This is a genomic window from Solidesulfovibrio sp. (assembly GCF_029978005.1).
GTDB lineage: Bacteria > Desulfobacterota > Desulfovibrionia > Desulfovibrionales > Desulfovibrionaceae > Solidesulfovibrio.
The window spans coordinates 1-19,862 of sequence record NZ_JARKOZ010000182.1; the positions used below are offsets into that span (position 1 = coordinate 1).

21 protein-coding genes are annotated in these 19,862 nt (G+C 67.4%); 12 read left to right on the forward strand and 9 right to left on the reverse strand.

The features are described 5' to 3' along the window. On the forward strand, positions 1 to 957 hold a 957-nt coding region (locus tag Q1K70_RS19455), incomplete at its 5' end, for a hypothetical protein (RefSeq protein WP_300163430.1). Between the two features lie 72 nt (positions 958 to 1,029). Here Q1K70_RS19455 and Q1K70_RS19460 read toward each other — a convergent pair. Beyond that, positions 1,030 to 2,472 carry a helicase HerA-like domain-containing protein gene (locus Q1K70_RS19460; RefSeq protein ID WP_300163432.1) on the reverse strand — a complete coding sequence of 481 codons (1,443 nt, stop codon included), beginning with the start codon at positions 2,470 to 2,472 and terminating at the stop codon, positions 1,030 to 1,032. A gap of 116 nt (positions 2,473 to 2,588) precedes the next feature. Here Q1K70_RS19460 and Q1K70_RS19465 point away from each other — a divergent pair, with 116 nt between their 5' ends. After that, positions 2,589 to 3,050: a hypothetical protein gene (locus Q1K70_RS19465; RefSeq protein WP_300163435.1), complete on the forward strand. Its 462-nt coding sequence runs from the start codon at positions 2,589 to 2,591 to the stop codon at positions 3,048 to 3,050. A 114-nt stretch (positions 3,051 to 3,164) separates the two neighbouring features. Here the strand turns inward: Q1K70_RS19465 and Q1K70_RS19470 are convergent, their stop codons facing one another. The 5 genes from Q1K70_RS19470 to Q1K70_RS19490 form a co-directional block, all read right to left on the reverse strand. Next, the gene (locus Q1K70_RS19470) at positions 3,165 to 4,229 is read right to left on the reverse strand and encodes a polysaccharide deacetylase family protein (protein ID WP_300163438.1); all 1,065 of its coding nucleotides are present in this window, start codon (positions 4,227 to 4,229) and stop codon (positions 3,165 to 3,167) included. A gap of 173 nt (positions 4,230 to 4,402) precedes the next feature. Then, on the reverse strand, positions 4,403 to 4,612 hold the full coding sequence (locus tag Q1K70_RS19475; protein ID WP_300163441.1) for a TOBE domain-containing protein: 210 nt from the start codon (positions 4,610 to 4,612) through the stop codon (positions 4,403 to 4,405). A gap of 345 nt (positions 4,613 to 4,957) precedes the next feature. Further along, positions 4,958 to 6,061, reverse strand: coding sequence for a D-alanyl-D-alanine carboxypeptidase family protein (locus tag Q1K70_RS19480; RefSeq protein ID WP_300163444.1), 1,104 nt, complete (start codon positions 6,059 to 6,061; stop codon positions 4,958 to 4,960). Positions 6,062 to 6,433: 372 nt separating this feature from the next. Then, entirely contained in the window at positions 6,434 to 7,942 is a 1,509-nt protein-coding gene (locus Q1K70_RS19485) for a carboxypeptidase M32 (RefSeq protein WP_300163447.1), read from the reverse strand. Then, the gene (locus tag Q1K70_RS19490; RefSeq protein WP_300163450.1) at positions 7,939 to 8,811 is read right to left on the reverse strand and encodes a hypothetical protein; all 873 of its coding nucleotides are present in this window, start codon (positions 8,809 to 8,811) and stop codon (positions 7,939 to 7,941) included. The genes Q1K70_RS19485 and Q1K70_RS19490 overlap by 4 nt, the downstream gene beginning before the upstream one ends. 174 nt (positions 8,812 to 8,985) lie before the next feature. Between Q1K70_RS19490 and Q1K70_RS19495 the strand changes: the two genes are divergently transcribed. Then, a complete protein-coding gene (locus Q1K70_RS19495; protein ID WP_300163453.1) occupies positions 8,986 to 9,336 on the forward strand; it encodes a cupin domain-containing protein in 351 nt (116 codons plus the stop codon). An 11-nt stretch (positions 9,337 to 9,347) separates the two neighbouring features. Here the strand turns inward: Q1K70_RS19495 and modA (Q1K70_RS19500) are convergent, their stop codons facing one another. After that, complete coding sequence (gene modA / locus Q1K70_RS19500; protein ID WP_300163456.1) at positions 9,348 to 10,094, reverse strand: molybdate ABC transporter substrate-binding protein; 747 nt, start codon at positions 10,092 to 10,094, stop codon at positions 9,348 to 9,350. 206 nt (positions 10,095 to 10,300) lie between these two features. Here modA (Q1K70_RS19500) and Q1K70_RS19505 point away from each other — a divergent pair, with 206 nt between their 5' ends. Then, on the forward strand, positions 10,301 to 11,644 hold the full coding sequence (locus Q1K70_RS19505; RefSeq protein WP_300163459.1) for a TrpB-like pyridoxal phosphate-dependent enzyme: 1,344 nt from the start codon (positions 10,301 to 10,303) through the stop codon (positions 11,642 to 11,644). 161 nt (positions 11,645 to 11,805) lie between these two features. On the opposite strand, the gene Q1K70_RS19510 is transcribed toward Q1K70_RS19505, so the two are convergent. After that, positions 11,806 to 12,987: a TOBE domain-containing protein gene (locus Q1K70_RS19510; protein WP_300163462.1), complete on the reverse strand. Its 1,182-nt coding sequence runs from the start codon at positions 12,985 to 12,987 to the stop codon at positions 11,806 to 11,808. 276 nt (positions 12,988 to 13,263) lie between these two features. On the opposite strand from Q1K70_RS19510, the gene Q1K70_RS19515 reads away from it, so the two are divergent. From Q1K70_RS19515 to Q1K70_RS19550, 8 genes are all read left to right on the forward strand, one after another. After that, entirely contained in the window at positions 13,264 to 13,974 is a 711-nt protein-coding gene (locus tag Q1K70_RS19515) for an alpha/beta hydrolase (RefSeq protein WP_300163464.1), read from the forward strand. Positions 13,975 to 13,976: 2 nt separating this feature from the next. Further along, positions 13,977 to 14,723, forward strand: coding sequence for an ATP-binding cassette domain-containing protein (locus tag Q1K70_RS19520; protein WP_300163485.1), 747 nt, complete (start codon positions 13,977 to 13,979; stop codon positions 14,721 to 14,723). Continuing rightward, entirely contained in the window at positions 14,705 to 15,424 is a 720-nt protein-coding gene (modA, locus tag Q1K70_RS19525; RefSeq protein WP_300163466.1) for a molybdate ABC transporter substrate-binding protein, read from the forward strand. The genes Q1K70_RS19520 and modA (Q1K70_RS19525) overlap by 19 nt, the downstream gene beginning before the upstream one ends. A 3-nt stretch (positions 15,425 to 15,427) precedes the next feature. Beyond that, positions 15,428 to 16,117, forward strand: coding sequence for an ABC transporter permease subunit (locus tag Q1K70_RS19530; RefSeq protein ID WP_300163468.1), 690 nt, complete (start codon positions 15,428 to 15,430; stop codon positions 16,115 to 16,117). 82 nt (positions 16,118 to 16,199) lie between these two features. Next, on the forward strand, positions 16,200 to 16,463 hold the full coding sequence (locus Q1K70_RS19535; RefSeq protein ID WP_300163470.1) for a FeoA family protein: 264 nt from the start codon (positions 16,200 to 16,202) through the stop codon (positions 16,461 to 16,463). A 69-nt stretch (positions 16,464 to 16,532) separates the two neighbouring features. Beyond that, a complete protein-coding gene (locus tag Q1K70_RS19540; protein WP_300163473.1) occupies positions 16,533 to 16,784 on the forward strand; it encodes a FeoA family protein in 252 nt (83 codons plus the stop codon). Positions 16,785 to 16,918: 134 nt separating this feature from the next. Next, positions 16,919 to 17,377 (forward strand): C-GCAxxG-C-C family protein, encoded by a 459-nt coding sequence (locus Q1K70_RS19545; protein ID WP_300163476.1) that lies wholly within the window; start codon positions 16,919 to 16,921, stop codon positions 17,375 to 17,377. Positions 17,378 to 17,405: 28 nt separating this feature from the next. Next, positions 17,406 to 18,512: a DUF1566 domain-containing protein gene (locus tag Q1K70_RS19550; RefSeq protein WP_300163479.1), complete on the forward strand. Its 1,107-nt coding sequence runs from the start codon at positions 17,406 to 17,408 to the stop codon at positions 18,510 to 18,512. A 34-nt stretch (positions 18,513 to 18,546) separates the two neighbouring features. Here the strand turns inward: Q1K70_RS19550 and Q1K70_RS19555 are convergent. Continuing rightward, positions 18,547 to 19,862, reverse strand: a 1,316-nt coding sequence (locus Q1K70_RS19555; protein ID WP_300163482.1) for a methyl-accepting chemotaxis protein, incomplete at its 5' end; no start/stop codon positions are given.

Consider the following 19,862-nt stretch of genomic DNA (forward strand, 5'->3'; position numbering starts at 1 on the left):
GATAAGTTTTTTCAAGGGATAAAGGAGCTTGAGAAACTTAAAATAATAGAAATATTGGAGGATGACTTTTTTAGGGTTTATTCGAAAGATGTGTTGCAAAAAATGGTTAATTGTTATGAAAGAAGGAGTATGAATTTTAGAAGAAGCGTCTCAGCGCGGTTAAAGAATATCACAAGCGATAGAAAGTTGGATAATGAACATGCGTTGTTTTTGAATGCTTGTGCAGCGAGATATTCAAAGTCTGAACAAGAAGTTGTCAGCCTCTTTAGGCATATTTTATTTCGTACATCAAGTCCCGATGATATAAAAATTACTGCACTACTAAACTTGTCAGACTTTTTGTTTAATTCAAGAGGGAAGAAAGAAGAAGCTGTCAAGGTTTTCAGAGAATTTGATCATAAATTTAATACTGATCCAAATTTTGTGAAAATGTATGCGACATATAGCTGGGCTATAGATGACTATAAAAAATCAATCCAAATATTGTCAGATTTTATGGCTCAAAAAGATGTTGTGAAAAATATCAGCCATAGCTTTTATCTGGAGCTTAGTGGGCTTTTGTTGACATATATTTGCATCGATGCAATTCAAGAAAAAGAAGCGCTGAAGGCTCAGTATAGATATGGCGAGATATCTGATGATGAATATAGGTTAAACAACTCGGCTATTCGGACCTATTTTGAGGATATTTATAAAAAGTATGGCATGCTATTGTTCACTCATGTAAAAAAAATAAGTGACATTAGCAAGTTGAATTCAGTTTCAAGACAAAATGTTACGACAGGAATGTTTCAATTTGTAAATGTTTGTATTCGCAGTAATAAATATATTACAGCACTCGATATTTGCAGATTTGTGTTAGATTCTTGGCCTAGTTATCTTCATGATAAATTTATGTCGAAGTCTGTTTATATCGAAAGATGTTTGAAGGAGATGAGGAGAGACTTGATGCTCTAATAAGTTGTAGTTGCTGAATATTGCAAGTGTCTCACGCAGCGCTTTGTATTGAAAAGAATGATTATGCACTGTTCATCTCCGCGAGCCGCCGAAAATCGCGCCCAGGACGCCCCGGGCGATCTGGCGGCCGATCTGGGCGCCGATGGAGCGCAGGGCGCTTTGGGCCATGCCCATGACGAGCTTTTCGGCCTGGGACGGCTTGTCCTTTCGTGGTTCGGCCTGGTCCGCGCGGGTCTCGGCCCGGGATTTGAGCAGCTCGTAGGCCGATTCCCGGTCGACGGCCTGCTCGTAGTGGCCGAAAAGCGGCGAGGCGCGCACCACCGCCTGCCGCTCGGCCTCGGAGAGCGGCTCCAGGCGGCTGGCCGGCGGCACGACCAGGGCGCGCGCGACCACGCCCGGCTGGCCGCGCCCGTCCAGGCAGGAGACCAGGGCCTCGCCCACGCCCAGCTCCGTGAGCGCCGCTTCGGCGTCGAAGGCGGGATTTTGCCGGAACGTCCCGGCCGCGGCGGCCACGGCCTTTTGGTCGCGCGGGGTGAAGGCGCGAAGGGCGTGCTGCACCCGGTTGCCGAGCTGGCCGAGCACGGCGTCGGGCAGGTCCAGCGGCGACTGGGTGACGAAGTAGATTCCCACGCCCTTGGAACGGATGAGCCGCACCGTGAGCTCGATTTTTTCCAGCAGCGCCGGCGGGGCGTCGTCGAAGAGCAGGTGGGCCTCGTCGAAGAAAAAGACCAGCTTGGGCTTTTCCGGGTCGCCCACCTCGGGCAGGTTCTCGAAAAGCTCGGCCAGCAGCCACAAAAGCAGCACGGCGTAGACCTTGGGCGAGGAGAAAAGCGTCCTGGCGCACAGGATGTTGACCACGCCCCGGCCGTCGGCGTCGGTCTGGAGCAGGTCGTCGGGGTCAAGCGCCGGCTCGCCGAAAAAGGCCTCGCCGCCCTGGCCCTCCAGGGAGAGCAGCCCCCGCTGGATGGCTCCCACCGAGGCGGCGGACACGTTGCCGTAGCGCGTGCGGTACGCGGCCGCGTTTTCCCCCACATGGGCGGTCATGGCCCGCAGGTCCTTGAGGTCGAGCAGCAGCATGCCGGCGTCGTCGGCCACGCGGAAGACGATCTCCAGCACACCGGCCTGCGTTTCGTTGAGTCCGAGCAGGCGGGCGAACAGCAGCGGCCCGAGCTGGGACACCGTGGCCCGCAACGGATGCCCCTCCTTGCCGAAGACGTCCCAGAAGGTCACGGGACAGGCCCGGGGCGAAAGCGCGATTCCCAGTTCCTTGGCCCGGGCCGCGATCTTGGGGTTGTCGCCCCCGGGCGCGGCCAGGCCCGATAAGTCGCCTTTGACGTCGGCCAGAAAGACCGGCACGCCGAGGTTGGAGAAAGCCTCGGCCAGGACGCGCAGGGTGACGGTCTTGCCCGTGCCCGTGGCTCCGGCCACCAGGCCGTGGCGGTTGGCCATGGCCGGGAAAAGCAGGCAGTCGCTTGTTCCCCTGGCGATGAGAATGGGTGCTGCGGCGGTTGTCATGTCGGCTCCTTTTTCCTACATCCTGGCGCAGATCATTGCCTCAACCGGTCCGTATCCCGGCCCCGCGCCGCGTGGCGCCGCCGGGGCCGGCCGCCAACCGAGCAACGGAGGGTCCCATGGTCCGCATCCGCGTCGCGCTGCCCGTATTCTGCCTCGTCTGCCTGATCCTTTTCGCCGTGCCGGCCCTGGCCAGGGAGCACAAGGAAAAAAGGGACAAGACCGTGCCCGACGTCACGGGCGTGTGGAAGGGGACGTCGGACTCCGTGGCCATGGGCAAGCTTGGCCACGCCGACGCCGCCGAAGCGCCGCAGTTCCTGCACGTGGACTGGACGCTCACCATCGACAAGCAGGACGGGCCGAATTTCTCCGGCGTCAAGGCCTCGGCCAAGGCCAAGGAAACGGTCCTCGGCGTGCTCGACGGCAACAAGATCTACCTGGCCGACGACGACGGCGTCTACATCGGCCAGGTGACCGGAAAGAACACCATGATCGTCAAATACCTCGAGGCGGGCAAGGACTCCAAGGTCGCCTCCATCACCCACTACCGCCGCGAAGCTGTCAGCCCGGCAGGGCAGTAGGGAGAGGAGGAGGGGAGATGCCTCCGGCGGCCAGGAGGGGGTGCCCCCCTCCTGGACCTCCCCGCTAGGGTGAAAGTCGTTCCTTCGGCTGCGCATTCGCCGCGGCCGCAAGCGTCAGGGGAGTCCAGAGGGCGAAAGCCCTTTGGCCGCCGGAGGCTTTTCCCCTGAGCCTTTAACCCGGTGCGGATGCAGCGTGCCGTCGCCGAAGATCGCGTCGTAGCGGGCCGTGTCCCCGGGATGGGAGTCGTAGCAGTCCGAGGAAGCCACGGCCCGGCCGGCGGCGAGCAGTTCGCTTATCGTCACGAACCTGTAGCCCTGTCCGGAAAGCGCGGCCAGCAGCCGCGGCAGGGCCTCGCCCGTGCCGTGGCCGAAGCCGTTGGCATGGCCGACGACGATGTCGCCCGGGCGGACGCGGGGCAGCACGTTTTCCAGGATGCGGGCGGGCGTGGCGGCCGGATCGGGGTCGCCCACGGTCAGGCTCCACTGCACGGCGCGGATGCCCATGGCGGCGAGCAGGGACAGGGCCTCGGGCCGGCAACGGCCGTAGGGGAAGCGGAAGATCGTCGGCGCCGGGGGGATGGCGGCGATGTCCGCCTCCGAAACGCCCTTTTCCCGGGCCAGGCGGGCGAGGCGTTCCCGCAGCAGGGCGTATTCGGCCTGGGCCCAGGCGATTTCCCGCACCATGCCCGCGTCGTCCAGGCGGCCGAAGTTGCCGTGGGTCCAGGCGTGGCTGCCGACCTCGAACAGGGGGTCGGCCATGAGCTCCATGGCCCGCCTGGGATGGGAACGCATCCATTTGCCGCCGGCGAAGAAGGTAGCTTTGGCCCCGGCGGCGCGAAGGGCCTCCACCACCGCGCCGTCGTAGCCGGAAACCTGGTCGGCCAGCTCGCACAGGTCGAAGGTCAGGGCGACGAGCTTGACGCCGTGGGTGTCCACGCGGCGGATGGAGCCGGTTTGCGACGGCGGCAGCGGCGGCAGTTCCGGGGCGGCGGTCGCCTCGGGCGGGGAACGGTCCGGGGCGCTCACCCGGCCGGATTTCTTCTCGGCCGCATCGACCTGCCGGGTGGCTGCGTCGGACACGGCCTCGAACACGGCGCGCGACCCGGCCGTCCCCCGGGCAGGGACGAGGCAGGCGGCGAGACACAGGGCCAAGGCCAAGGACGGGACGGCATGCTTCACGGGCGTCTCCCAGGCCGCCGGATGCGGCTCGGCCGGAGAGTGCCACCTCGGCGCGGGGGCTGGCAAGGAGGAGGCGGCCGGGCCGCGACGCGAAAACGCCGGCCCGGTCCCGTGGGCAGCGGGGCCGGGCCGGCGGGGGCGTATTGGCGAACCGTGCCGTGGCTACGGAAAGGCTAGTCCGTGACGAGCATCACGCTCGAGGCCTTGATCATGGCCTTGACCGCGTCGCCTTCCTTGAGGCCCATGTCCTCGACGGAATGCTTGGTGATGACCGAGGTGATGGCCACGCCGGGAGCGATCTCGACGACCACTTCGCTGCTGACCATGCCGTTGGTGATGGCCTTGACCTTGCCGGGGATGAGGTTTCTGGCGCTGACTTTCATGGGCTACTCCTGGTTGGTGGTTAGGAGAACAACCTATGATAGTCGCCGGGATTCGCTGGGGTCAATGCTGTCAGAAATTCTTTGATGCTGTCACGATCTTTTGAAATGGAATGTGACTGTTCGCCAAGTCGAAGCGGCGTGATGATTGCGGACGGACTGTTGCGTGGGCGAAAGGGGGATGAATATGCATCGCGCCTTGTCGCGCGCCGTCTTTGCCTGGCGGGAAAACGCGAAGTCGCCATGGCTGGCGGGAAGGTGCGGCGCGCCGGCTGGCCTTGGCCGCTTCCCGGACGCTTTCCGGGGAGCGGCGGCGCGGGGGGACAGGGGGAGCGGCGGACCGGCGCGCTAGCGGCCGGAAGCGCCGGACTTCTTGTGCGACTTGGACTTGGCCCGGGAGGAGGACTTGCCGGATTTCTCCGCCGTGACCTTGGACGAGCCCTTGTGGTGGGACTTCTTGACGCTGGCGTCGTGGGCGTCGATGCGGGCGGAAGCGCCGCGTTTGGCGCTGACCTTGGAGCGGTGGTCGGCCTCGGCCACGCGCAGGGCCTTGGCGTGGCGACCGGATTTGCTCCGCTTGATCTTGGCCGGGGCGGGGGAGTCGTCGCTGGGGGCCGGACTGTCGGTGGCGGCCAGCATGGTGTTCACCGCGCCGGAGAAGGAGGCGTTCAAAATGCGCTCGGTCTCGCGGTTGCGTGCCTGCTTGGTGCGCCCGCCCAGGATCACGGCGATGACGCGGGTGTCGCCGCGCTTGGCCGTGGCGATGATGTTGTAGCCGCTGGAGCCGACGTAGCCGGTCTTGATGCCGTCCACGCCCTCGCACACGCCGAGCAGGCGGTTGGTGTTGCCGTGGACCGCGCCCCGGTGGTTGATTTCCGTGGTGGAGTGGTAGCGCAGGGCCTGGGGATAGTGGCGCAGGTAGCTGGTGGCCAGCTTCGTGAGGTCTCGGGCGGTGGTCAGCTGGCCGGGGGCGGGCAGGCCGTTGGGGGTCTTGAAGGTGGTGCTGGTCATGCCCAGTTCGCGGGCCTTGCGGTTCATGCGGTCCACCCACTGGGGCACGCCGCCGAAGTGCTCGGCCACGGCCACGGCGGCGTCGTTGCCCGAGGCCACGGCCATGCCGCGCATGAGTTCGTCGAGGGTGACGACCTCGCCGGCGCGCAGGTTCATGGTGGATCCGCCCGTGGCGTCGGCCCGGCGGCTCACCTTGACCTTGTCCGCCAGGCTGGCCTGGCCCGAGGAGATGAGGTCGAAGACCAGATACATGGTCATGACCTTGGTGACCGAAGCCGGAGCGATGCGTTTGTCCTCGTCCTGGGTGTAGAGAACCCGGCCGGAGCCGTATTCCGTGACCATGGCGGCCTTGACGGCGAGCTTCCCGGGATTCTTGGCCGGCAGCGCCGTTTTTGGCCCGATCAGGCACAGCACGATGGCTAGGAACAATACGCGTCGCATGAGTTCTCCCCGTTTGAAAAAGTGATACGAAACCCTCGGCGAAAAATCCGTCCCCCAACGGTCGCTTCGGGCAGCATGATCCATGCCATAGGCCGGCCTAACTGCCGGCTTTTACTGGCAACACTCCGTGATAGAAGTGGAAATTGAGAAGGTTCGCCCCGGCAGGGACGCCCGGGGACGGAAGCGGCCTCCCAGCGCTCCCGGCCCGTTTCACATTGTGAAACGAGGCGTTTAATAATCGTAAACGAACGGGGGGGCAAGAAGCGAATTTCGGGAAGATGCCGTTTTTTCATTAAAAAACGGTTATCCCGCGCCAGGGCCCCGGGTGGGCGCTCTTGCGCGCGCGTTCCGGGGCCCTGGCCGGGCGTCGGCTCAGATGCCGTAGATGGCCCGGGCCTTGGCTTGCAGGTGTCGGATGAGGGGGCCCGCCGTGGGGGCTTGGCCCGTGGCCGCGGCGACGAGGTCGCGGGGAGCAAGCAGCCGGCCCTTTTCGTGGATGTTGGCGCGAAGCCAGGCGAGCAGCGGCGCGAAATCGCCCTGGGCCATGGAGGCGTCGAGGTCCGGCAGGGCGCTGCGCGCCGCCTCGAACAGGCAGGCGGCGTAGACGTTGCCCAGGCTGTAGGTGGGAAAATAGCCGAACGCGCCCATGGACCAGTGCACGTCCTGCAGGCAGCCGACGGCGTCGCTTGGCGGCGTGACGCCGAGGATGTCACGGGACTTCTCGTTCCAGGCCCCGGGCAGATCGGCCACGGCGAGGTCGCCGCGGACCAGGGCCAACTCCAGCTCGAAGCGCAGCACGATGTGCGGGTTGTAGGTCGTCTCGTCGGCGTCCACCCGGATGAGCCCCGGCCGGATCGCGCCCACGGCGGCGTACGCCTCGCGCGGCGAGAAGCCGGCCAGCGCCGCGAACCGGTCGGCGGCCAGGGGCAGCACGTGCTCCCAGAAGGGAAGGGAGCGGGCCACCTGGTTCTCCCACAGCCGCGACTGGGATTCGTGCACGGCAAGCGAAACGTATTCGCCCATGGGCGTGCCGTGGCGGGCGTCGCCGGGGTCGTGGCCCAGGCTGTAGAGGGCGTGTCCGGTCTCATGCACCGCCCCGAACAGCGCCTTGGTGAAGTCCGCCGCGTCGTAACGCACGGTGATGCGGGCGTCGGCCGGGCCGATGAGCGTCGAGAAGGGATGGGCCGACACGTCCAGGCGCGAGGCCTCGGGCGGCAGGCCGATCAGGCGCGTGATCTCGCCGAGGAAGGCCTGCTGCGCCTCCAGGGGATAGGGGCCTTGGGGCAGGGCGCGGGGGGCCGGGGCGTCCTTGGCGGCGGCGACGAACGCCCGCGTGGCGTCGCGCAGTTCGGCCAGAATCGGGGCCACGCTGGCCGCGGTCTCGCCGGGCTCGAAACCGTCGAGCAGGGCGTCGTAGGCTTCGCCGGCGTAGCCCAGGGCCTCGGCCTTGCGCCGGGAAAGTTCGAGTAACGCTTGAAGGTGCGGCGCGAACGCCTTGAAATCGTTGTTTCTCCGCGCCAGTTCCCAGGCCCGCTGCCCGGCGCTGGCCGCCTGGGCCAGGGCCACGGCCAGGTCCTCGGGGATCTTGACGGTCAGGTCGTAGTCGCGCCGCCAGCCGTGGATGTTGGCCGCCTCGGGCGTGGCCGGGTCGCGGGTCAGCTCCGAGCCTTCACAGGCGGCCAGCCATTCGCCCAGGCGTGGGTCCGTGCCCCGGCGGTGCATGACGGCGGTCAGCGCCCCGATCTGGGCGGCCCGGCCGGGATGGGCGGCCGGGGGCAGCATGACCTGCTGGTCCCAGGACAGAAGGCTCAGGGCGGCAGCCAGGTCGGCGCTTTCCCGGCCGTGGGCGGCGAGGTTGTCGTAGGCTTGCCTGGCGGTCATGGCTTTCTGCTCCTCGGGGCGGCCTTGCCGGCCTTGGCCGCCTTGGCCCGTTCGGCCATCATGGGTTCGTAGATGGGCTGGTAGAAAAAGCTCACGTCCCCTTCGTTCTCGACCGGGTGGAAGGCGCAGTAGACGTTGACGTCGCCCAGGGACCAGGCGTGGTAGTACTTCTCGGGCACTTCCTTGGTCGGCGGGCCGTAGGCGCGCACGAGCCCCTCCAGGGCCGTCTTGTAGGCGGCCATGCCGTCGAATTCGATCCAGACGTGGTAGAAGCGGTCCTTGTAGAATTCGTAGAAGGCCTCGCGGATGGGCGCGCCGAAGACGTCCCTGGGGCCTTGGGGCCAGATGCAGGTGACCACGTCCGCGCCTTTTTCCGCTTCGTGGAAAGCCAGGCCGGGCCGGGACTTGGACGAATCGCCGAAGGTCAGGCCGCCGAAGCCGGTGGGCTGACCGGCCGGCGCGGCGGACCCGTCCGGGGGCGTCGCCCCGAGCGCCGGCGCGCCCTGGCCCGGGGCCAGGGGCTGGACGGCCGCCGGGGACGGCGGCGCGGGTGCGGGAATCGGGCCAGGGATCTGGCCCGGCGTCGTCGGCTGGCCGGCGACCGGCGCGGGAGTCTGGCCCGGCGTCGCCGGCTGGCCTGGGGCCGGGGCCGGCGCGGCCTGATCCGGCAGGGGCTTGCCCATGACCACGCGGAAGCCGTTTCGCTGCGTAGTGGGCGAGGCCTGGTTCGACGACTGGGCCGGGGGCGTCTTGCCGGCGGCGGTCTTGGCCGAAGCGGCGGGGGGAGCGGACTTGGTCGCGGGAGCGCAGGCGGCCAGGGCGACGGCGAGGCACAGGGCCGGGACGAGGCGGAAGCAAATCAAGGGCATGAAGATCTCCGGGCGCGCAAGGGGCGTTGTCCCATGCTAGCCAAAGCCTGGCGGAAAGGGAAGCGTCGCCGGAAACCGGACGGCGTCTGGACGGTGCGGAGCGAAGTTCGTACACCGGGGCAGGCGGGCGAGGCCAGGACGCCCGCCGCAATCCTCATGCCCAAGGAGCGTCCCATGAAGATCATCGACTACCGCGAGGTCGCGCCCCGCGAGCTGACCTCGGCCGCCATGCATGGCGTCACCGGCCGCGTGGTCCTCGGCAAGGCCGACGGCGCGGACAATTTCTGCATGCGCGTCATCGAGGTCGCCCCGGGCGGCGTCATCCCGCCCCACACGCATCCCTGGGAGCACGAGCAGTTCATCCATGCCGGGCGCGGCCGCATCCTGCGCGACGGGGCCTGGACGGACATCGGCCCCGGCAACGTGCTGCTGATCCCGGCCGACGTCGAGCACCACATCGAGAACACGGGCGGGGAGCCCCTGGTCATCGTCTGCCTGGTCCCGAATTTCGCTCCGGAACTGTAGGCAAGGCTCCGTCAGGGCGCGGTGAAGCCGTAGCGGGCCAGCACCTCGCGGGCTTCGGGCGTGGCCAGGAAGTCCAGGAAGGCGGCCGCGCCCTTGGGATCGGGCGTATTAGCCGCCACGGCCCCGCTGTAGGTCACGGGCGGCGCAGTGGGCACCACGGCGGCCACGGCCACGGCGTTTCCGGCGATGGCCGCGTCCGTGGCGTACACGAAGCCGGCGTCGCATTCCCTGGCCGTCAGCGCCGCCAGGACGTGGCGCACCGAGGGGTAATACACGAGCTTGGAGGTCAGGGCGAACCACAGGGCCTTGTCTTGCAGGGCGCGCTTGGCGTAGCGCCCGGCCGGCACGGACTCGGGATTGCCCACGGCCACGCGCCGCACGCCGCCAAGCGACAGGGAGTCAAGTCCGGCGACCTTTGCCGGGTTGCCGGCCGGCACGGCCAGGACCAGGCTGTTGCCGGCCACGACGCGCCGTGTGGCCGCGTCGACCCGGCGGCGGTCTACGGCCGCGTCCATGGTGGCGTCGTCGGCGCTGATGAATACGTCGCAGGCCTGGCCACCCGCCATGCGCTGCAACAGCGCGCCCGAGGCGGCGAAGGTGGGCGTGAGCATGAGGCCCGGGTGGCTGCGCTCGAAGCCGGCGCGCATGGCTTCGACGGCGTTGGTGAGGCTGGCGGCGGCGAAGACGGTGATCTCGCCGGCGGCGGCCGGCAGGGCCAGGGCGAGGAGAAGGAGAAGGGCGGCGGCCAGTCGTTTCATGGGGGCGGTCCTTTTGGGGAAGTTGCGCCAGGATAGCCGCAACGGCGGCCAAAGGCAAAGACCGCTTCGGCTGCCCGCGCGGCCGTGGTTGTGAAAAACCGCTTCGGGATGTAAGGCTTTTTCATTGCATGCCGGCGTCGCGGGCAGGCCTTGGCCGACAAGGGCCGTGTCGCGTCCCGGAATACCAAACGCATCCGGAGAACCGCATGGAGTGCCGCATCAATCTTCCCGAATCGGAAATGCCCCGGCAGTGGTACAACGCCCTGCCCGACCTGCCCACGCCGCTGGCTCCGCCGCTCGATCCCCAGACCAAGCAGCCCCTGTCCCCGCAGCAGTTGGAGGTCATCTTCCCCAAAGCCGTCATCGAGCAGGAGCTCTCGCCCGTGCGCTGGCTCGACATCCCCGAGCCGGTGCTGGACATCTACCGGCTCTTCCGGCCCACGCCCCTGGTGCGGGCCAGGCGGCTCGAAGAAGCCCTCGGCGTCAAGTGCAAGATCTTCTATAAGAACGAATCCGTGTCCCCGGCCGGCTCCCACAAGCCCAACACCGCCGTGCCGCAGGCCTACTACAACAAGCGGGAGGGCGTGCGCCGCATCGCCACCGAGACCGGCGCGGGGCAGTGGGGCACGGCGCTCGCCTTCGCCTGCTCCCAGCTCGGCCTCGACTGCACCGTGTACATGGTCAAGGTGAGCTACAACCAGAAGCCCTACCGCCGGATCCTGATCAACGCCTACGGCGGCGAGATCTTCGCCTCGCCCTCGGAGAACACGCAGACCGGACGGGCCGTGCTGGCCGCCGACCCGGACTGCACCGGTTCCCTGGGCCTGGCCATCTCCGAGGCCGTGGAGGACGCCGCCACCCACGACGACACCAAATACGCGCTCGGCAGCGTGCTCAACCACGTGCTGCACCACCAGACCGTCATCGGCCTGGAAATGGAGAAGCAGCTGGCCATGATCGGGGAAAAGCCCGATTACCTGGTCGGCTGCGTGGGCGGGGGCAGCAACTTCGCCGGGCTGGTGCTGCCGTTTCTGCCGCGAAAGCTCGCCGGCGAGAACATCCGCTTCATCGCCGTGGAGCCCAAAGCCTGCCCGACGCTCACGCGCGGCCAGTTCCGCTACGACTACGGCGACGTGGCCAAGCTCACGCCGCTGCTCAAGATGCACACCCTGGGGCACGCCTTCATGCCCGCCCCCATCCACGCCGGCGGGCTGCGCTATCACGGCGGCGCGCCCATCGTGTGCAATCTGGCCAACGAGGGGCTCGTGGATGCCACGGCCTACTTCCAGACCGAGTGCTTCGACGCGGCCCGGCTGTTCCTGCGCACCGAGGGCTTCCTGCCCGCGCCGGAGACCTCCCATGCGATCAAGGGGGCCATCGAGACGGCCAAGCGGGCCAAGCCCGGCGAGAACGTGGTCTTCCTCTATTCCGGCCACGGCCTGCTCGATCTGGCCTCCTACGACGCCTTCATGCAGGGCAAGCTCACGGACTTCGCCTATCCCGAGGCCCACATCGCCGAGGCCCTCAAGGCCTGTCCCGACGTGGAATGACGGCCTGCCGGTCCTTTGGGGGACCGGGGGGGCAGTAAAGACCGACGGCCCGGCCAGGCTTGCCTGGACGGGCCGTCGGCGTTTTGCCGCCTGGAGGCGGGCATGGCAGCCGTCGGGGGAGGGACCCGTGCGACCGTGGATTGGCGCGGATGCGGGTCTGCCTAATCGGTGCTCAGGATGACGCTGAAGGCCTTGAAGAAGAACCAGACCATGTCGCCTTCCTTGATGTCGAGGGATTCCACGGACTCGGCCGTGATCAGCGCGCACATGGGCGTGCCGCCGTTGAGCATGCCCATGATCTCCACGGCCACGCCGTCGCCGCGGATGCCCGTGACCTTGCCCGGGAAGCAGTTGCGGGCGCTGGTGCGGGCCTTGTGCTCGTCCTTGCCGAGCAGCACCCAGGGAGCCTTGACCAGGGCCGTCACTTGCGCGCCCTCGGTGAGCCCCAGGCGCTCGTAGCTTTCGTTGGTGATGACGGCCACGACCTCGAAGCCGTTTTGCACCGCAAGGGAAATCTCGGTCAGCAGCGGGCTTTTCCGCACGCTGCTGACGGCGCCGAAAAACGTGTTGCGGGCGCTGGTCTTCACGCGGCTCTCCTTGGTCACACAGTGGTTGAGGATGCGCTGGCAGTCCTGTTCGGAAAAGGAGCAATAGATGGAGGTGAGCACCAGGCTCGAATGGCCGAGCATGACCTGGACCACGGGCAGGGGCACGCCGCCGCGCAGCAGTTCCACGGCCCGCGAGTGTCGCAGGGACGTGGGACTGACGCGCCCGGGCGGCAGGCCGGCCTTGACGGCCTGTTCGTAGAGCTTGCGGCGCACGAAGCCGGGGTCGAGGCGGAACAGTTCGCCGCGCATGTGGCGGTTGGCCGGGCTGGCCGCGAACCGGCGCACCTCCTCCAGGAAGGCCTTGGGCACGATGACCTTGCGGGCGGTCTCGTCGGGCTTGCCGCCGCCGAGCGTCACCGTGGACTGGCCCATGTCGATGTCGCTGTTCTCGTTAAGCGCCAGCACTTCCCCGAGCTTGCCGCCGCTGTGCCGCAGCATGAGGTAGACCAGGCGCATGCGCTCGCGCGCCCGCCGGATGGGCGAGGTGCGCGCCGCGTCGCGCCAGGCGTCGAAGGCGGCGCTGAGGCGGTCGATCTGCTCCGTGTCCAGATGGCGGATGTCGTGGGGCACCTTGAACATGGCCGCCTGGCACGGTCCCGAACCCGGATGGTGCCGTCGCAACGGCCTGTCCGTTTTCTGGGAAAGCAGAGCCTCGGCGTGCTCGAGCAGGCGTTCCAGGGAAGGCGTGTCGAGGCGGGCGATCCTGTCCAGAAGATTTTCTTCGAAGGTACTCATGATACGCGTTACTAACGGATGACTGTTGTGTTGTAAAGAATATAGAGGGTGTATCACGAATAGTTGTGATGACGTGACACTGTTGTCTTTGCAAGCGTATCTGCGGTATTGCTCATAAGAAATGGTTATTGTCACGCAAAATCCAATGCGCGTGATTGTGAGTAACGTCGAGTTTCGGTCGACGGCCGTCGCGTCGCGACGCCAGAGATCGGCAATCCATGGCATGGCGGCGCGGCCTCCCGACGGGGAAGCGGCGCGGCCGGGGAGGATGGCGGCATGGCCACGTTCGTTTGCGTGCACGGCGCGTTTCAGGGCGGCTGGGTGTTTAAGAACATGGCCGGGGCGCTTTTGCCTCTGGGGCATGCGGTCCACGCTCCCACGTTTTCCGGCTGCGGGCATCACCGCGAAGTCATGACCAGGGAACTCGGCCTGGCCGTGTACGCGCAGGAGCTGGCCTCCTACCTGGAGCTTTTCGACCTGCGCGAGGTCATCCTCGTGGCCCACAGCTATTCGGGCATCGTGTGCGCCGCGGCCATGCCGCAGATGCTGCCCCGCCTGGCGGCCACGATCTATGTCGAGGGCATCATCCCCAAGCCCGGGCTTTCCTTCGCGGCGCTGGGCGGCGAGCCGTTCACGGCCCTGCTCGAGTCGCGTCGCCTGGACGGCTGGCTGGTGTCCCCGTGGCAGCCGGCCATGTTCGGCGTCGCCGGCGCGTCCGACGAGGACTGGTTCATGTCCCGGCTGACCCCGTTCCCCATGGCCGCCTTCACCGACCCCGTTCCCGGCGGGGAGCTGGCGTTTCCGGCCAAGAAGCACTACGTCCGCTGCCTGCAAAACCCCAACCCCATGCTGGCGGCCATGGCCGAGCGCGCCCGGGGGCTGGGCTTCGCCATGCACGAGATCAAAAGCGGCCACTGCCCCCAGATCACCGTGCCCGTGGAGCTGGCCAGGCTCCTTGCCGCCATAGCCGAAAACGGAGCCCCGTGAGGATGGGCCTGGCCGCGCGCCTGACGAAAAAGCTTCCCCATTTCGTCCTGGACGTGGAGATCGCTTGTCCGGCCGGGGAGATCCTGGCCGTGACAGGGCCGTCGGGCTCGGGCAAGACCACGCTGTTGCGCCTGCTCGCCGGCCTGGACGACCCGGACGCCGGCCGCATCGCCCTGGGTGGCGAGGTCTGGCGCGACACCGTCGTCGGCGCGCGCGTCAGCGCCCGGCGACGCGGCGTGGGCCTGGTCTTCCAGGAATATTCCCTGTTTCCCCACATGACCCTGGCCCAAAACGTGGCTTACGCCACGAGCGACGCCGCCTTCGCCGCCAGACTGCTTGAGCTTTTCGGCATCGCCCACCTGTCCGGCAGCCGGCCAGGGGCCATGTCCGGCGGCGAGCGCCAGCGCGGGGCCATCTGCCAGGCCCTGGCCCGCCGGCCCAAGGCCCTGCTCCTCGACGAACCCTTTTCCGCCCTCGACGCCGCCACCCGCGCCGCCCTTCGCGACGAACTCCTCGCCGTGCGGGAGCGCTTCGCCATCCCCATCGTGCACGTGACCCACGACCTGGCCGAGGCCGCCATCCTCGGCGACACGGTCGTGACCATCAACCGGGGGAGGATCGACCAGGACTGGTTCGTCCGGCAGCTCGCCCTGTACCGCGAGGAGCGCGACGCCCTCATCGCCCGCTGCGGCGACGGTCCCCCGAAACCCGCCTTGAAGGAGGAACGCCCATGCGACGCATTGTCCTGACCCTGACCCTGGTGCTGTGCCTGACCGGCAGCGCCCTGGCCGAGACCCTGGTCGTGGCCGCCGGCGCGGGCTACAAGAAACTCGTCACCGACCTGGCCGAGGCCTTCGAGAAGCAAAGCGGCATCAAGCCCGAGCTGTCCTTCGGCAACATGGGCCAGGTGACGACCCAGGCCAAGGCCGGCGGGGTCATCGACGTGATCGTGGGCGAAAAGGGCTTCCTGGACGGGGCGGGGCTCAATTTCGACGGCGTAGCCCCCATCGGCAAGGGCATCCTGGTGGTGGCCTGGCCCAAGGGCAAGAAGCTCGCCGCCCCGGCCGACGTGGCCAAACCCGAGGTCAAGCGCCTGGCCATGCCCGATCCGCAGAAGGCCATCTACGGCAAGGCCGCCAGCCAGTACCTGGAAAAGGCCGGCCTGAAGGCGGCCGTGGCCGACAAGCTGCTCGTCGTGGCCACCGTGCCGCAAGTCACCGCCTATGTCCTGAGCGGCGAGGTCGACGCCGGCTTCGTCAACCGCACCGACGTCATGGGGCTCGGCGACGCCATCGGCGGCTTCCTGGAGGTGGACCCGTCCCAGTACGCGCCCATCGAGATCGTGGCCGTCACCATGACCGGCGCGCCCCACGCCGACACGGCCAAGAAGTTCGCCGCCTTCCTGGCCACGCCGCCGGCCCGGGCAATCGCCGAAAAGCACGGGATGTAGCCTTTGCCCGATCCATCGCTTCTCGCGGCGGCCACCGACCCTGACGTCCTTTTTTCCGTCAGGCTGACGCTTCGGGTCATGGCCGTCGCGGTGCCCGCCTTTTTCCTCATCGGCGCGCCCCTCGGCTATCTGCTCGGCCGGGGGCGCGGCCGGTGGCTGGCCGCCCTGGACTTCCTGGTCTCCCTGCCGCTGGTTCTGCCGCCCATGGCCGTGGGCTTTTTCCTGCTGCTGCTCCTTGGCCGCAACGGCCCCTTCGGGATCGTCGCCCAGCGGCTTTTCGGACTCGACATCATCTTCGGCTTTCCCGGGCTGGCCCTGGCCGCCGTGGTGGCCGGCATCCCGCTCATGGTGCGGCCGGTGCAGGCGGCGGTGCGGGGCGAGCTCATGCGCCTGGTCGAGCTCTCGGCCGTGCTCGGCAAGTCGCCTTTGACCACCTTCGTGCGGGTGGTGCTGCCCCATTGCAAGAAAAGCATCGCCGCCGGCATGTTCCTGGCCACGGGCCGGGCCCTGGGCGAGGTGGGCGTGAGCCTGCTTCTTGGCGGCGACATCATCGGCCGCACCAACACGGTCTCCCTGGAGATCTACAACGCCGTGTTTTCGGGAGACTTCCAGCGCGCCGGCATCCTCTCCGGGCTCCTGGCCGCCGTGTCCCTGGCCCTGACCTTCGCCCTCAAGCGCACGGGAAGCGGCTAGGGCAGGGATGGATTTGTCGAGAGGGAGCTTGACAATCATTCTCAATGTGGCTAGAAGTGGGGCCATGCAAGGAGCGAGATCCATGTCCCCCCTCGAAAGCCTCGCCCATTTTCCTCCCGGAAGCCGCGTGCGCGTGGAAGCCTTGTGCGATTGCCCCAAGGTCCGGGGCCGGCTGTGCGCCATGGGCATCACGCCCGGCACCGTGGTCGAGATCACCGCCGGTTGCGGCGGGCCGGTCTGCCTGCGGGCCAGGGGGGCGTGCATGTCCATCGGGCACGGGCTGGCCGAAAAGGTCATGGGCCGTCTTGCCCAGCCCGCCGAGGAGCCTGTCTCTCGGGTGGCCTGATTTCCTCCGTCGCCTCGCCGGTCCCATGCGGCCGGGAGCGTTTTTTCCCCTTTTTCCCAAGGAGTCGGCATGAACCAGGAAGCCACGGCGGCGTGCATCGGCATGCGGCAGTTGCAGGTCGGGCAGAAGGCCCGCATCTGCCGGGTGGAGGCGCAGGGCGAATTGGGCCGGCGGCTGCGCGACATGGGGCTCGTGCCCGGAACCGACGTGGAAATCGTCGGCCGCGCCCCGCTCAAGGATCCCGTGGCCCTGCGGCTCCGCGACTTCACCTTGACGCTTCGCAACAACGAAGCCGACCACATCGCCGTTTCCCCCCTGTAGCCCCCTCCCGTCGTCGACCCGTTCCCCCGGGGGCGGGCGCGCCTTTGGCTTTCCCTTCTTGCATCCGTGCCTGCGCCCGGGTTACTCCGGTCGCAGGTGCTGTTTTCCGCCGTTCCAGGCAGGGGAGGACGACCATGACCGATGCGGGAAGCGTGGCGGTCGGCCATTTCGCGGCCGGCTACAACTGCTGCCAGTCCGTGCTGCTGGCCCTTGGCGGGCCAAGCGGCCTGGAGGCCTCCCTGGCCGTGCGCCTGGCCACGGGATTCGGCGTGGGCATGGCCCGGGGCGGCGTGTGCGGCGCGGTCTCCGGCGCGGTCATGGCCCTGGGCCTGTACGGCGGGGGCGGCGGGCCGGGCGGCGCGGCGGCCAAGGCGGCCACCTACGCCCGGACCAAGTCCTTCTACGCCCGCTTCGTCGAACTGCACGGCTCGATCCTGTGCCGCGACCTCATCGGCTGCGACCCGTCCACTCCCGAGGGCCTGGAACTGGCCAACCGGGAACGCCGCTTCCATACGCTGTGCGCGCCCCTGGTACGCGACGCCGCCCGTCTGAGCTGGGACATCGCCGCCAGCCGGGGCTTCGTCGAGGGCTGAGCCGCGCCGTCCGGGCTTTCCAAGCGCCATGAAGTCCCCCGTCGCCTCCATGCCGCCGGTGCCGCCGACCGGGCAGTCGCGCTGCCACGACGCCGCCGGCCGGGAGATTCCCTGCCCGGGCAGCGGTCAGGACGCCGCTTTTCCCCATCCTGCCGCGAGCCTGGCCGTGCGCTTTCTTCCCCTCGGCGAGGAGCTCGTCCGCGATGCCGCCACCGGGCTCGTCTGGCCCGTGGACGCCGGCCTCGCCGGGTTCCCCATGCCCTGGGCCGAGGCTCTCGAAACCTGCGCCCGCCTGGCGGCGCAGGGCCTTCTCGGCCGCGCCGACTGGCGCCTGCCCAACCGCCGGGAACTGCGCAGCCTCGTTTCCTACGGCCAAGCCCGCCCCGCCCTGCCCCAGGGACATCCCTTCCGCAACGTCTTTTCCGGCTGGCACTGGACATCCACCACGGCCGCGCCCGCGCCGGCCTACGCCTGGTACGTGCACCTCGAGGGCGGCAGGATGTTCTACGGGAAAAAGGACCAGGACTGCCTGTGCTGGCCCGTGGCCGGCGAGTGCCTGCTGCCGCGCACCGGACAGGACTGGTGCCGGGACGCGCTTGGGAGCGAAATCGTCTGCCCGGGTACCGGACAGGACGGCGCGGTGCGTTCCGGCCTGGCCTGGCCGCGGCCGCGCTTCGCCGCGGCGGGCGGGAAAGGGGAGGGGGTGCTCGACCGGCTCACGGGCCTCGTCTGGGCCTCCCGGGCCGACGCGGCCCCGGGGCCGGCCTCCTGGCAGGAAGCCCTCGACGTGGCTGGAGGCTACCGGGGCGGCGGCTGGCGGCTGCCGGACGTCAACGAACTGGAATCCTTGGTGGACGCCGGCCGGTTCGGGCCGGCCCTGCCCGCCGGGCATCCCTTCGAGGCCGTGGGCGACGTCTACTGGTCGGCCACCACCAGCGCCTACGACCCGGCCTGGGCCCACGCCCTGTACCTCCACAAAGGGGCGGTGGGCGTGGGCGTCAAGTCCGGGAGGGAAGCACTGGTCTGGCCCGTGACCGGGCCGGATTCCTCGTCCCGACATCCCGAGTGTCGCGTCCGCGCAATGCGTGCATACGCATTCCGCGGGCAACATGCTTTAGTTGCTATATTTTTCTGAAAAAATACTATCGTATTTTTTCAGGGATGCAGCACTAGAACCGCTCGAAATCGTCGTCCGACATGTCGGCGCCGAGGTTGACGGACACGCCGCCCTTGGCCGGTCGGACCGGGCGGGCGGGGGCCGGCTTGGCCGTGGCCTTGCCCGGAGCCTTGGCCGCGGCCAGGGCCTTGGGCGGCGCTGCCTGGCGACGGACCCTCATGGCGTCCAGGCGGAAGTAGGAAATGGTTTCCTGAAGCTGCAGGGCCTGGCTCGAGAGCTCTTCGGCCGTGGAGGCCATCTCCTCGGAAGCCGAGGCGTTTTGCTGCACCACCTGGTCGAGCTGTTGGATGGCTCTGTTGACCTGCTCGGCCCCGGCATTCTGCTCCACGCTGCTGGCCGCGATCTCCTGGATCAGTTCGGCCGTGCGCTGGATGTCGGGCACGATCTTGGCCAGCAGCTCCCCGGCCTTTTCGGCGATCTCCACGCTGGAGGAGGACAGTTCGCTGATTTCGCCGGCGGCGTTGCCGCTGCGCTCGGCGAGCTTCCTTACCTCCGCGGCCACCACGGCGAAGCCCTTGCCGTGCTCGCCGGCCCGGGCCGCCTCGATGGCGGCGTTTAAGGCCAGCAGGTTGGTCTGGCGCGCGATCTCCTCGATGATGCCGATCTTTTCCGCGATCTGCTTCATGGCCGTGACGGTCTGGGCCACGGCCTGGCCGCCGCTTTGGGCATCCCTGGCCGTGCTCAGGGCGATCTGCTCGGTCTGCTTGGCGTTGTCCGCGTTCTGGCGGATGTTGGCGGCCATCTCCTCCATGGACGAGGAGATTTCCTCGACGCTGGCCGCCTGTTCCGTCGCGCCCTGGGACAGGCTCTGGGTCGTGGCCGAGAGCTCCTCCGAGCCCGAGGCCACGTTTTCCGCCCCGGACTGGACCTGGCCGACCACTTCCCGCAGCTTGGCGATCATGTGGCGCAGGGCGGCGGCCAGGGCGCCGATTTCGTCCTTCTGGTCCAGGTCGATGCGCTGGTTGAGGTCGCCCGCGGCCAGGCCCTCGGCCGCCTGCACCCCGAGGAGCACGGGCTTTGTGATCATGCGCGAGATGAAAAGCCCGAGCAGCACCGCCAGAGCCACGCCGATGCCGATGCCCGTGACGGACATGATCGAGGCCCTGTTGGCCTGGGCTTCGGCCTCAAGCTTCCCTTTCTGGGCCGAGGCCAGGGAGTCGGCCATGAGGCTGTCGAGCAGCTCGAAGCAGCGGACCTGCTTGGAACGCACCGTTTCCATGGAAGCGACGCGCATCTTGGCGCAGATGGCGGATACCCGGGCCACTTCCTGCGAGAGCGTGGCGAAATGGCCCATGGTCGCGGCCACGG